Below are 12873 nucleotides of genomic sequence, written 5' to 3' on the forward strand. Positions count from 1 at the left end.
GCGGGTTCCGGCCCCGTCGACGCCGCCTTTCGCCGTCGCGCAACCCCTTTGTCCATGCAACGAAACGATCTGATTGCCTGTCACGAGTGCGACGCACTGTTGCATAAACCGCGCCTTCGCGGACGCGAAGTCGCGCGCTGCCCGCGCTGCGACGCGATGCTCTATCGCAACAGCGCATCGCAGATCGAGCGGATCTGCGCGCTCGCGCTCGCCGCGCTGATCACGTTCGTGATCGCGCAGACCTTCCCGATCCTCGAGATGGACGTGAACGGCAACCGCGTACAGACGACGCTGATCGGCGCGATCGACGCGCTCTGGCGGCAGGACATGGCGATCGTCGGCGCGATGGTGTTCTGCTCGACCGTGCTGTTCCCGCTCGTCGAAATGTCGGCGCTGCTGTATCTGCTGCTGCCGATACGGCGCGGCGTGATTCCGCCCGGCTTCAACGCGGTGCTGCGCGCGGTGCAGCTCGTGCGCCCGTGGGGGATGATCGAGGTGTTCATGCTCGGCATCCTCGTGACGATCGTGAAGATGGTGAGCCTCGCGCGCGTCGTGCCGGAAGCCGCGCTGTTCGCGTTCGGCGCGCTCACGCTGATGCTCGCGGTCGTGCTGATGTTCGATCCGCGCACGCTGTGGGACATCGCCGACGATCTGCGCGCCGGCCGCATGCGTACGCCGCGCGACGGCGTCGCGCCGCTGGCCGAAGGCGCCCGCCGATGACGACGCCGACCGCCGCCCGCGAGGGCTATGTCAGCTGCCATGCGTGCGGGCTCGTGCAGACGCTCGACCGGCCGCACGCGCACTGCGCGCGCTGCGGCAGCGCGCTGCACTTTCGCACGCCGAACAGCATCGCGCGCACGTGGGCGCTGCTGATCGCCGCCGCGATCCTGTACATCCCGGCCAACCTGCTGCCGATCATGCGCACCTCGTCGCTGATGGGCTCGCAGCAGGACACGATCATGAGCGGCGTCATCTACTTCTGGGTGTCGGGCGACTGGCCGCTCGCGGTCGTCGTGTTCGTCGCGAGCATCCTCGTGCCGATGCTCAAGCTCGGCGTGCTGCTGATCCTCGTGATCAGCGCGCAGCGCCGCACCGCATGGCGGCCGCTGCAGCTCACGCGCCTGTACCGGATCGTCGAGCGCATCGGCCGCTGGTCGATGCTCGACATCTTCGTCGTGACGCTTACCGTCGCGCTCGTCCATTTCCGCTCGCTTGCCGTCATCACGGCCGGCCCCGGCGCACTCGCGTTCGGCTCGGTCGTGATCCTGACAATGCTCGCGTCGATGCAGTTCGATCCCCGTCTGATCTGGGATCCAGTCGAAACCTCAGGGAAACACCATGAATAGTCCGCAAGGCCCGCAACACGACGAGTCCCGGCCGCCCGACCCGACGATCTCGACGAAAAGCGGCTGGCTGCCGTCGCTCGTCTGGCTCGTGCCGCTGATCGCCGCGCTGATCGGGATCGGCCTCGTCGTGCGCTCGGTGCGCGAACGCGGCCCCGAGATCACGATCAGCTTCCATAGCGCCGAAGGGCTCGAGCCCGGCAAGACGCAGGTCAAGTACAAGGACGTCGAGATCGGCATGGTCAAGACGATCAAGCTGTCGAAGGACCTGTCGCGCGTGCTCGTCGAAGTGCAGCTCAAGAAGGAAGCCGAAGACTTCGCGGTCAAGGACTCGCGCTTCTGGATCGTGCGTCCACGCGTCGGCGCGACCGGCGTGTCGGGGCTCGGCACGCTGCTGTCCGGCGCGTACATCGGCGTCGACGCGGGCCGCTCGCAGGACGTGCAGACCGACTTCACGGGCCTCGAGAAGCCGCCGGCCGTCACGGCCGACCAGAAGGGCACGCAGTACGTGCTGCGCGGCGATTCGCTCGGCTCGGTCGACATCGGCTCGCCCGTCTACTACCGGCGCGTGCAGGTCGGCCAGGTGGTCGGCTTCTCGCTCGACAAGGACGGCACGGGCGTCACGTTCAACGTGTTCGTCAATGCGCCGTACGACCAGTACGTCGGCACGAACTCGCGCTGGTGGCAGGCGAGCGGCGTCGATCTGCGGCTCGATTCGAGCGGGCTGAAGCTCAACACGCAGTCGCTCGCAACGGTCATCCTCGGCGGCATCGCGTTCCAGACGCCGCCGAACCAGAGCAGCGGTGTGCTCGCGCCGAACAACACGACGTTCCGCCTGGCGGCCGACGAAGGCGACGCGATGCGCGATCCGGACGGCCAGCCGCTGCAGGTCGTGATGAACTTCAACCAGTCGCTGCGCGGGCTCGGGATCGGCGCGCCGGTCGACTTCCGCGGCATCGTGCTCGGCGAGGTGACGAACATCGGCATCGACTACGATCCGAAGACGAAGAACTTCACGATGCCGGTCACGATGAACGTGTATCCGGAGCGGCTCGGCCGGCGCTTCCGCGAGACGATCGCGAGCAAGGGCGAAGCGGCGCGCCTCGAGATCGTCCAGCGTCTCGTCCAGCACGGGCTGCGCGGCCAGCTGCGCACCGGCAACCTGCTGACGAGCCAGCTGTACGTCGCGCTCGACTTCTTCCCGAAGGCGCCGCCCGCGAAGGTCGACGTGTCGCATCAGCCGCTCGAGCTGCCGACCGTGCCGAACACGCTCGACGAACTGCAGCTGCAGGTCGCCGACATCGCGAAGAAGCTCGACAAGGTGCCGTTCGACCAGATCGGCGCGAACCTGAACAGCGCGCTGTCGAACGCCGACAAGCTGTTCAAGCAGCTCGACACGCAGGTCGCGCCCGAGGCGCGCGACACGCTGTCGGCCGCGAAGCAGACCTTCTCGACCGCCGAGGCGACGCTGCAGCAGGATTCGCCGCTGCAGTCCGACGTGCGCGGCGCGCTGAAGGAGCTCACGCGCACGCTGCAGTCGCTCAACGCGCTCGCCGACTATCTGGAGCGCCATCCCGAATCGCTGATCAAGGGCAAGCCAGGAGATCAACCATGACGACGACTCGCGTGAACGTTCTCGCGAGCGGCGCGGCAGCCGTGCTCGCCGCACTCGCGCTTGCCGCGTGCAGTTCGCCGCCCGCGCGGTTCTATACGCTCGCCCGCGCCGACGCCGCCGCGCCCGCGCACACCGCGCCGGCCAATCCGCCGTTCCTGATCGAGGTGCCGTCGGTCGACGTGCCCGAGCAGATCGCGAAGAATCAGCTCGTCGTGCAGAAGGGCGGCGCGCAGGTCGACGTGCTCGAACAGGAGCGCTGGGCGGCGCCGCCCGCCGACGAAATCCGCCGCGCGCTGTCCGACGATCTCGCCGCGCGGCTCGGCACGATCGACGTCGCCGACTCCGCCGTGCCGCCGGGCATGCCCGTGTACCGGATCAGCGTGAACGTGCAGCGCTTCGAATCGTGGCCCGGCAAGCGCGCGGCGATCGACGCCGTGTGGAGCGTGCGCGCGGTCGGCTCGCAAGCGGTCATGACGTGCCGCACGAGCGTCGCCGAGCCGGTCGGCAACGGCTACGACGCGCTGGTCGCCGGCCATCGGCGCGCGCTCGACGCGATCGCGGCGCAGGCGGCGGCCGGCGTGCGCGCGCTCGCCGCGCGCCGCGGCACGGCCGCGCAGCCGGCCGGCAAGACGGCCGCCGCAGCGGTCCCGCCGCTCGTGCCCTGCCCGCCGGCGCCGGCTGCGGCGCCCGCGACCGACGCCGGCGCGACCGGCCAGCCGGGCGCGTATAACCGCGCGGCTCGCCGCCGCGCGACTTTGCACTCTTTGTCAAAGTCGGCCGGAACCGGCGCCGCGTCGCGCGGTCGCCTTGCGTTTTTGCGGTCGATTGACGATCCTACGCACTTTCACACTCGCGCCGCCGGCTGTTCGCCGTGCGCGCGAGCCGGCAGCGCCGGGCGCGTCCGGCCCGCACGCCGGTCCGGCGGGCATCCGCCCGCGATCCGCGTGCACCGCAACGGGGCGCCGCGTCCGGCGCCCCGACCGCCACACCCGTACTCACCGGCGCCGCGCCGCATGCCTGGCCGGCCCTCCGAACCCGCCCGTCCAGGGCTTTCGCTATTCCGTTTTATGTTCCGTTCCCTGACGACCCTGATCAAGAAGTGGCGCGCGTCGCGCAGTGCGAGCCATCAGCTCGATGCGCTGCTCGCGCACGCGAACGCCGAGGCGTCGTACGCCGAGCGCAGCGAATGGCTGATCGAACTCGCGCACTGGCTGCGCCGCGGCGGCGCGATGCAGACCCCACAGGCCGCCCAGGACGGCGCGGCCGAACGCGGCGACGACGCCCGCGCCTATCCTGCGCATGCGCGGCTGCGCTACCTGTTCCACGTGCTCGATCGCAATCCGGCATGGAAGTCGCACGCGGCGCGCATCGTGCGCGGCATCCTGCGCGAATGCGACGGCATCTCGCTGCTCTGCGATGCGGGCATGCCCGTGCATTCGGGCTTCTTCGGCGCGCTGTTCGAGCGCATCGATGCGTCGCTGATTCCGCCGGCGCCAAATCGCCGCGAGCTGTCCGCGCTGTTCACGCTGATGTTCCCGACGCCCGACGACGCGCAGTGGATCGACGCGCTGCCCGACGATCTGCTCGCGCGGCTCGCGGATCTGCTCGCGTTCGACGTGACCGACGACGAACGCCACGAGCCGGGCTCGTTCTCGCGCGACCTGCTGGCCGCGCTGCACAACCTGACCTGCCAGATCAGCTCGACCGGCCTGTCGCAGACGGTGCGCAGCCGCCTGTCCGACGACGATGCGCGCAAGCCGCTCGAGGCGCAGCCGTTCTACCGGCTCACGCGCGCGATGCTCGCGGTCGAAACCGCGCACGCGGCGGTCGAGGACGGCGGCGATCCGAGCAAGCTGCTGCACGAGGTCAACTATCTGCGCGTGCTGCTCGACGAATGCCGCGTCGCGGTCGACGACGTGTTCTCGCACCTCTACCGCAACGGCGTGTCGGTCGACATCGTGTTCCAGGTCGAGCGGATGCGGATGCGCATCCTGCGCGCGGAGACGCTGCTCAACGCGTGGATGGCGCGCGACGATCTGCGCGGCATGGCGCGCCTGACCGCCGAACTCGTCGACGCGAACCAGAACAGCCAGAGCGTCGCGCACCTGATGCGCAGCAATTTCTCGCTGTTCGCGCGCAAGCTCGTCGAGACCAATGCCGATACGGGCGAGCACTACATTTCGCGCAGCCGCGCCGAGTATCTGAAGATGCTGCGCATGGCCGCGGGCGGCGGGCTCGTGACCGTCGCGACCGTCTGCGTGAAGTTCGCGATCACCGGCGCGCACCTGCAGTCGATGCTCGAGGGGCTCCTCGCCGGCGTGAACTACGCGGCGAGCTTCATGCTGATGCACTTCCTGCACTTCACGCTCGCGACGAAGCAGCCCGCGATGACCGCGCCGACGCTCGCACGCGAGCTCGACGACACGGGCCACGACGAAGGCGTGAAGGCGTTCGTCGCGTCGGTGATCGCGCTGATCCGCACGCAGGCGGCCGCGATTTCGGGCAACGTGCTCGTCGTGCTGCCGGTGTGCCTGCTCGTGCAGCTGTTCGCGGCCGGCGTGCTGCACGTGAACGTGATTTCGCCGGAAAAGGCGCACGCGACGCTGCACTCGTTCTCGCTGTTCGGCCCGACGCCGTTCTACGCGGCGCTGACCGGCGTGCTGCTGTGGGCGTCGAGCCTGCTCGCCGGCTGGGCGGACAACTGGTTCGTGCTGCATCGCGTCGGCGACGCGCTCGCCTACAACCGCCGGCTGCGGCTCACGCTCGGCGCGGCCGGCGCCGCGAAGTTCGCGCACTTCTGCCGGTCGAACGTCGCGGGCGTCGTCGCGAACGTCGGGCTCGGGCTGATGCTCGGCCTGATTCCGGCGATCGTCACCGTGTTCCTGTTTCCGTTCGAAGTGCGGCACGTGACGCTGTCGGCCGGCTCGATCGGCGTGGCGCTCGGCGTGCTCGGCAAGGGCGCGCTCGGCACACCCGAACTCTGGTGGGCCTGTGCGGGCGTGCTCAGCATGGCGATCCTCAACGTGCTGGTGAGCTTCGCGCTCGCGTTCACGATGGCCGTGCGTTCGCGCAGCCTGCGACCGACCAAGGTGCGCGCGCTCGTCGCGGCGATCGTGCGCGCGGTCGTCGCGCATCCGTTCGGGCTGCTCTGGCCGGCCGCCGGCCGCGACGCGCGCGCGCAGCAGTCCGGCTCGCACTGAGCCACGCCGGCCGGCGCATGGCGCGCCGGCCGCGAACCGCGTTGCGGCCGACGCCGGGCCGCACACGCCGGCGCCGCGTACAATACTGGACTTTTGTACGTCCCCGCACCCGCCTTATGTCCTCGCCCACCCTGTACGACTTTTTCGCTCCCTGCCCGCGCGGCCTCGAAGCGGCGCTCGCCGCCGAGCTGGCCGAGATCGCCGGCCGTCACCTGGACGGCGCGCCGTTCGCCGCGGGCGCGCAGGTGCCGGGCGGCGTCCATTTCCGCGGCGGCTGGGCCGCCGGGATGGCCGCGAACCTGCATTCGCGGATCGCGAGCCGGATTCTGCTGAAGATCGCGCATCGCCCGTACCGCAGCGAGCAGGACGTCTACGCGCTCGCGCTCGAGCAGCCCTGGGAACGCTGGTTCGCGGCGACGCAGACGCTGCGCGTCGACATCACCGCGATCAAGTCGCCGCTGAAGAGCCTCGAATTCGCGACGCTGCGCGTCAAGGACGCGATCTGCGACCGGATGCGCGACAAGACCGGCGCGCGCCCGAGCATCGACACCGGCGCGCCCGACGTGCGCGTGTTCGCGTTCCTGACGGCCACCGACTGCACGCTGTACCTCGACACGTCGGGCGAGCCGCTGTTCAAGCGCGGCTGGCGTCTCGACAAGGGCGCGGCGCCGCTGCGCGAGAACCTGGCGGCCGGCATCCTGCGCCTGACCGGCTGGACGCCCGGCACGCCGCTGTACGACCCGATGTGCGGCAGCGGCACGTTCCTCGCGGAAGCCGCGCAAATGGTGCTCGGCGTCGCGCCGGGCGTCGAGCGCCGATTCGGTTTCGAGAAGCTGAAGCAGTACGACATCACGGCCTGGCAGGGGCTGAAGGTTGCCGCGCTCGACGCGAAGCGCGCGGCGCGCGGCCGGCGCGACGATCTGCGCGTCTACGGCAGCGACATCTCCGGCGACATGCTCGAGAAGGCGCGCGCAAACCTCGAGCGCGCCGGCGTGCCGTCCGTATGGCTCAAGCAGGTCGATGCGCGCGGCATGACGCCGCCGTGCGACGGGCCGGGCCTGATCGTCGCGAATCCGCCGTACGGCGAGCGGATCGAGGTGCGCGGCCGCAGCGCACGCGGCGAGGTGCGCGAAACCGGCCGCAACCGCGGCAACGACGACGCGTTCCGCCGCACGCACACCGACGCGCCCGACAGCGAGTTCTTCAATGCGCTCGGCGATGCGCTGAAGCAGCGCTTCGCGGGCTGGCAGGCGTTCCTGCTGACGTCGGACCGCGCGCTGCCCGGCCAGCTGCGGCTGCGCGAATCGGCGAAGACGCCGCTGTTCAATGGCGCGCTCGAATGCCGGCTGTTCCGTTTCGACCTGATCGCCGGCAGCGTGAAGGCGCGCCCGGCCGCACCGGACGGCGACGCGTAAGCGTCGTCGCCACCCGCACCGGCGCCGCGCGCGCCGGCTGCTGCCACCCACCGCCATGCCCGGCCGCCCGGCCGGGTCCCTTCCCCGTCCCGCTCCCCGCTCCCGCCGTTCGGCGCAATGCGTCCGCGCGTTGTCAGGACCGCAACGACTGCTGACAGCACGCTGTCAGGAGCGGTCGATCACACTGCAATCCCGGCGCAATGCCAGGCTGGTTTCCAACAGAATCCGAACGAAAAAAGGAGCTCGTCATGACGTCCGCAACTGCCACTGCACCCGCACCCGCAAACACCGCCGCCACGGTCGCGCCCGATCGCGCGATCGCGTGGTTCGACATTCCGTCCCTCGATTTCGACCGCGCGATCCGCTTCTACGAAGCCGTGCTGCAGACCACGCTGCACCGCGAAGTGATCGGCGGCGTGCCGATGGCGATCTTCGACCACGAGGCGTCGAGCACGGGCGGCAGCATCGTGTTCGATCCGCAGCAGCTCAAGCCGAGCGCGAACGGCGTGCTCGTGTATCTGAACGCCGGCGAATCGGTCGTCGCGGCGCTCGACCGCGCGAGGCGCGCGGGTGGCGTCGTGCAGGGCTCGGTCGTCGAACTGCCGAACAACTACGGCTACATCGGCTATCTGATCGACACGGAAGGCAACCGCGTCGGGCTGCACGCGCCGAAATGCCACTGAGCGCGCGTGCTGCCGCCGTGCGGCCGGCGCGGCGCTATCATCGCGACATTCCCGTCCCCGAAGGAGCCGAGGTGCAGCCATGACGCGCCGTGCCGACCGCCTGTTCCAGATCGCCGAACTGCTGCGCGGGCGGCGTCTGACGACCGCCCAGCAACTCGCCGACTGGCTGTCGGTGTCGCCGCGCACGGTCTATCGCGACGTGCGCGACCTGCAGCTGTCGGGCGTGCCGATCGAAGGCGAAGCGGGGATCGGCTACCGGCTGAACCGCAACGCGAGCCTGCCGCCGCTCACGTTCACGGCCGAGGAGCTGGCCGCGCTCGCGGCCGGCGCGCGGATGCTCGAAACCTGGGGCGGCGCGCGCTTCGCGGGCGGCGCGCGATCGGCGCTCGCGAAGATCGCGTCCGCGATGCCGGCCGACAAGCGCACCGCACTCGATCGCCTGCCGGTGTTCGCGCCGTCGTTTCACATCGACGAAGCGTTCTTCGCGAAGGTCGATGCGATCCATCAGGCCGTCGATACGCGCCATATCGTCAGCTTCACGTACCGCGACCGCCTCGGCGCGCATACGAAGCGGCGCGTGTGGCCGCTCGGGCTCGTCTACTGGGGCGGGCGCTGGACGATCGGCGCGTGGTGCGAGCTGCGCGGCGACTTCCGCACGTTCGACATCGCGCGGATGGGCGACATCACCGTGCACGAGCAGTTTCCGGACATGGAAGGCCGGCGCATCGCCGACTACATGCGGATCGCGGAAGCACCGATGCGCTGACGCAGCCGCGTCGATTCTCGCGGCCCGGCGCCCCCGTGCGGGGGCGCCCCTGCTTCATCCCGCGAACACCACCGGCCGCTTCGGCCGCTCGTCCACCTGCAGCGAGAACACGTCGGCGCGCGCATAGTGGCCGAGCACGTCGAAGTCGTAGCGCGCGCGCACGAGTTCGTCGACATCGATACGCGCGCTCACGAGCCCCGCCTCGCCGATCAGCGGCTCGGTCAGCAGATCGCCGAGCGGCCCGACGATCACGCTGCCGCCGCGAATCAGCGGCCGCTCCGGATCCCAGCCCGGCACCTCGATGCCGAGCGCGCGCGGCGACGGCTGCACCTGGCATGCGCTGACGACGAAGCAGCGTCCCTCGTGCGCGATGTGGCGCATCGAGCTTTGCCAGACGTCGCGCTCGTCGACGGTCGGCGCGCACCAGATCTGCACGCCCTTCGCATACATCGCACAGCGCAGCAGCGGCATGTGGTTCTCCCAGCAGATCGCGGCGCCCGCGCGCCCGGCCGCGGTCTCGACGACCGGCAGCGTCGAGCCGTCTCCCTGCCCCCAGATCAGCCGTTCGGTGCCGGTCGGCATCAGCTTGCGATGCTTCGCGACGAGCCCGTCGCGCGGGTCGAAGAACAGCGCGGTGCAGTACAGCGTGCTGCCGCCGCGCTCGATCACGCCCACCACGAGGCTCGCGCCGGTGCGCTGCGACAGCGCGGCGAGCTCGTCGGTTTCGGGGCCCGGCACGTCGATCGCCTGCGCCGCATAGCGTGCATACGCGTCGCGCCCTTCGGGCAGCCGATAGCCGAGCCGCGTGCCGAAAATCTCGCCTTTCGGATAGCCGCCGAGCACGGCCTCCGGCAGCACGACGAGCGAGGCGCCGCTGTCGCGTATCGCGGTTTCGTAGCCGAGGATCGTATCGAGCGTGGCGCGCGTGCCGGCGGGCGAGGCGCCGATCTGCAATGCGGCGATGACGGATGTGGACATGAAAGCGTCTCCGGTAACGGGATGGGATGACGCCATCTTTATCGATATGATTTCATCGATCAAATCGATACGACGATAACTGACATGAATACCGATGATATCGCCGGCCTCGACCTGAATCTGCTGAAGGTGTTCGAGGCGCTCTACGAGGAAGGCGGCGCAAGCCGCGCGGCGTTGCGGCTCGAGCTCACGCAGTCCGCGGTCAGTGCGGCGCTCGCGCGGCTGCGCGTCGTCTACGCCGATCCGCTGTTCGTGCGCACCGGCCGCGGGCTCGCGCCGACGCCGCGCGCGGACGAGCTCAAGCCGATCCTGTCCGACGCGCTCGATCGCTGCCGCGCGAGCCTCGCGATCGCGGCCGACGGCGGCGAGCGCGTCGGCCGCACGATCTCGATCGGGCTGTCGGACGACTTCGAAATCGCGCTCGGTCGCGCGCTGATCGATGCCGTCGCGCGCGATGCCGCCGGCATCCGGCTGATCTTCCGGCAGACGCACAGCGGCATCGCGGGCGATGCGCTGCTGCGGCACGGCGTCGATATCGCGATCGCGTCCGGCGGCTTCTCGGCAAACGGGCTCAGCCGCCGTGCGGTTGCGACGGGCGGCTACGCCTGCGTGATCGACCCGGCCGGGCGGGCGCGCACGCCGCGCACGCTGACGCTCGACGACTATCTGCGGCGCGACCACCTGCTCGTGTCGTCGGGCGGCGTGATCGGCATCGTCGACGAAGCGCTGGCGGCGCTCGGACGCACGCGGCGCGTCGCGGCGTCGACCACGCACTTCGCGGCGCTGCCCTATCTGCTCGCGGGCGCCGATGCGGTCGCGACGATCCCCGCGCATGCGGCACGCGCGATTGCGCAGGCGACGTCGCTGCGCTGCGTCGGCTGCCCGCTCGAGCTGCCGCGTTATCCGGTCGAGATCGGCTGGCGCACGAGCACGCAGCGCGATCCGGCGATCGTGCGCGTGCGCGACACGATCGCCGCGTGCGTCGAGCGGATCGTGCGTCCGTAAACGACCGGGGCCCGGCCGGCATCTGCCGGACGGGCCCCATTGTCGGACCGCATCCGGCCGCATCGCGCGGCCGGAGCGCTCGCGTGCGCTACTCGACGGCCTTCACCATGTCTTCGATGACCTTCTTCGCGTCGCCGAACACCATCATCGTCTTGTCCATGTAGAAGAGGTCGTTGTCGAGCCCCGCGTAGCCGGCCGCCATCGAGCGCTTGTTGACGATCACCGTGCGCGCCTTGTACGCCTCGATGATCGGCATGCCCGCGATCGGCGACTTCGGATCGTTCTTCGCGGCCGGGTTCACGACGTCGTTCGCGCCGAGCACGAGCACGACGTCCGCCTGCCCCATCTCGCCGTTGATGTCCTCCATCTCGAACACGATGTCGTACGGCACTTCCGCTTCCGCGAGCAGCACGTTCATGTGGCCCGGCATCCGCCCGGCGACCGGATGGATCGCGTAGCGCACGTCGACGCCCTTCTCGATCAGCTTGTCGGTCAGCTCCTTCAGCGCATGCTGCGCGCGCGCGACGGCCAGCCCGTAGCCCGGCACGATCACGACCGATTCCGCGTTGCCGAGCATGAACGCCGCATCGTCGGCCGAACCCGACTTCACGGGGCGCTGCTCCTGCGCACCCGCGGCGCCGCCGGTCGCGGCCTCGCCGCCGAAGCCGCCGAGGATCACGTTGAAGAACGAGCGGTTCATCGCGTGGCACATGATGTACGACAGGATCGCACCGGAGGAACCGACGAGCGAACCGGCGATGATCAGCATCGCGTTGTTCAGCGAGAAGCCGATGCCGGCCGCGGCCCAGCCCGAGTACGAGTTCAGCATCGACACGACCACCGGCATGTCCGCGCCGCCGATCGGGATGATGATCAGCACGCCGAGCACGAACGCGATCGCGGTCATGATGATGAACGGCAGCCACGCCTGCGTGATGAAGAACAGGATGCCGAAGCCGAGCATCGCGATCGCGAGCATCAGGTTGATCAGGTGCTGGCCTGCGTACACGACGGGCGCGCCCTGGAACAGGCGGAACTTGTACTTGCCGGACAGCTTGCCGAACGCGATCACCGAACCGGAGAACGTGATCGCGCCGACGAACGTGCCGATGAACAGCTCGACGCGGTTGCCGTACGGAATGAAGTTCGACGACACGGCGTCCTGCGGCACGAGCCCGAACGCTTCGGGCTCCGACACGACCGCGTACGCGATGCAGACGGCCGCGAGACCGATCAGCGAGTGCATCGCCGCGACGAGTTCCGGCATCTTCGTCATCTCGACGCGCGCGGCGACGAACGCGCCGACCGCACCGCCGACGACCAGCGCACCGAGCACGAGCGCGAGCCCGAGCGGCAGGTTCGCGCCGAGCCACGCGGCCTGCTTGACGATCAGCGCGATCGTCGTGAGGATCGCGATGGCCATCCCGACCATCCCGAACAGATTGCCGCGCCGCGCGCTCTTCGGGTTCGACAGCCCCTTCAGCGCCTGGATGAAGCAGACCGATGCGACGAGGTACAGCAGCGTGACGACGTTCATGCTCATCGCGCGCCCTCCTTGCCGCCCTCGACACGCTTGGGCTCCTTCTTGCGGAACATCTCGAGCATCCGTCTCGTCACGAGAAAGCCGCCGAACACGTTGACGGCCGCCAGCGCGACCGCGAGCGTGCCGAACACCTTGCCGGTCGCGCCGACGGTCAGCGCGGCGGCCAGCATCGCGCCGACGATCACGATCGCCGAAATCGCGTTGGTCACGGCCATCAGCGGCGTATGCAGCGCGGGCGTGACGTTCCAGACGACGTGGTAGCCGACGTACACCGCCAGCACGAAGATGATCACGTTGATCACCGTGTGATTGATGACTTCCATGG

11 protein-coding genes and 1 pseudogene are annotated in these 12873 nt (G+C 69.7%); 9 read left to right on the plus strand and 3 right to left on the minus strand.

All coding sequences use genetic code 11. The annotated features are described in order from the left end of the window. Positions 1 to 54 precede the first annotated feature (54 nt). The 8 genes and pseudogenes from ACSHSS_RS01565 (at position 55) to ACSHSS_RS01600 (ending at position 9022) form a co-directional block, all read left to right on the plus strand. The gene (locus tag ACSHSS_RS01565) at positions 55 to 720 is read left to right on the plus strand and encodes a paraquat-inducible protein A (RefSeq protein WP_445544492.1); all 666 of its coding nucleotides are present in this window, start codon (positions 55 to 57) and stop codon (positions 718 to 720) included. Beyond that, a complete protein-coding gene (locus ACSHSS_RS01570; RefSeq protein WP_445544493.1) occupies positions 717 to 1346 on the plus strand; it encodes a paraquat-inducible protein A in 630 nt (209 codons plus the stop codon). The genes ACSHSS_RS01565 and ACSHSS_RS01570 overlap by 4 nt, the downstream gene beginning before the upstream one ends. Then, complete coding sequence (locus tag ACSHSS_RS01575; protein WP_006401657.1) at positions 1339 to 2958, plus strand: PqiB family protein; 1620 nt, start codon at positions 1339 to 1341, stop codon at positions 2956 to 2958. Before ACSHSS_RS01570 ends, ACSHSS_RS01575 begins: the two co-directional genes overlap by 8 nt. Beyond that, a pseudogene (locus tag ACSHSS_RS01580) lies at positions 2955 to 3518 on the plus strand (PqiC family protein); the annotation flags it as partial. The gene ACSHSS_RS01575 and the pseudogene ACSHSS_RS01580, both read left to right, overlap by 4 nt. Before the next feature lie 507 nt (positions 3519 to 4025). Continuing rightward, the gene (locus ACSHSS_RS01585) at positions 4026 to 6158 is read left to right on the plus strand and encodes a site-specific recombinase (protein WP_445544518.1); all 2133 of its coding nucleotides are present in this window, start codon (positions 4026 to 4028) and stop codon (positions 6156 to 6158) included. 116 nt (positions 6159 to 6274) lie between these two features. After that, positions 6275 to 7573, plus strand: coding sequence for a THUMP domain-containing class I SAM-dependent RNA methyltransferase (locus ACSHSS_RS01590; RefSeq protein ID WP_012214100.1), 1299 nt, complete (start codon positions 6275 to 6277; stop codon positions 7571 to 7573). 248 nt (positions 7574 to 7821) lie between these two features. After that, positions 7822 to 8256, plus strand: a complete 435-nt coding sequence (locus ACSHSS_RS01595; RefSeq protein WP_261504713.1) for a VOC family protein — start codon at positions 7822 to 7824, stop codon at positions 8254 to 8256. A gap of 79 nt (positions 8257 to 8335) precedes the next feature. Further along, positions 8336 to 9022: a helix-turn-helix transcriptional regulator gene (locus ACSHSS_RS01600; RefSeq protein WP_048805249.1), complete on the plus strand. Its 687-nt coding sequence runs from the start codon at positions 8336 to 8338 to the stop codon at positions 9020 to 9022. A gap of 54 nt (positions 9023 to 9076) precedes the next feature. On the opposite strand, the gene ACSHSS_RS01605 is transcribed toward ACSHSS_RS01600, so the two are convergent. Beyond that, positions 9077 to 10000: a carbon-nitrogen hydrolase family protein gene (locus ACSHSS_RS01605; RefSeq protein ID WP_445544494.1), complete on the minus strand. Its 924-nt coding sequence runs from the start codon at positions 9998 to 10000 to the stop codon at positions 9077 to 9079. 84 nt (positions 10001 to 10084) lie between these two features. Here ACSHSS_RS01605 and ACSHSS_RS01610 point away from each other — a divergent pair, with 84 nt between their 5' ends. Next, a complete protein-coding gene (locus tag ACSHSS_RS01610) occupies positions 10085 to 11005 on the plus strand; it encodes a LysR family transcriptional regulator (RefSeq protein ID WP_249462849.1) in 921 nt (306 codons plus the stop codon). Between the two features lie 88 nt (positions 11006 to 11093). Here the strand turns inward: ACSHSS_RS01610 and ACSHSS_RS01615 are convergent, their stop codons facing one another. Then, positions 11094 to 12548, minus strand: a complete 1455-nt coding sequence (locus ACSHSS_RS01615) for an NAD(P)(+) transhydrogenase (Re/Si-specific) subunit beta (protein ID WP_105841327.1) — start codon at positions 12546 to 12548, stop codon at positions 11094 to 11096. Then, positions 12545 to 12871: an NAD(P) transhydrogenase subunit alpha gene (locus tag ACSHSS_RS01620; RefSeq protein ID WP_006401666.1), complete on the minus strand. Its 327-nt coding sequence runs from the start codon at positions 12869 to 12871 to the stop codon at positions 12545 to 12547. Before ACSHSS_RS01620 ends, ACSHSS_RS01615 begins: the two co-directional genes overlap by 4 nt. Positions 12872 to 12873: the final 2 nt, after the last annotated feature.

The sequence above is a fragment of the Burkholderia sp. BC1 genome, from assembly GCF_052683555.1.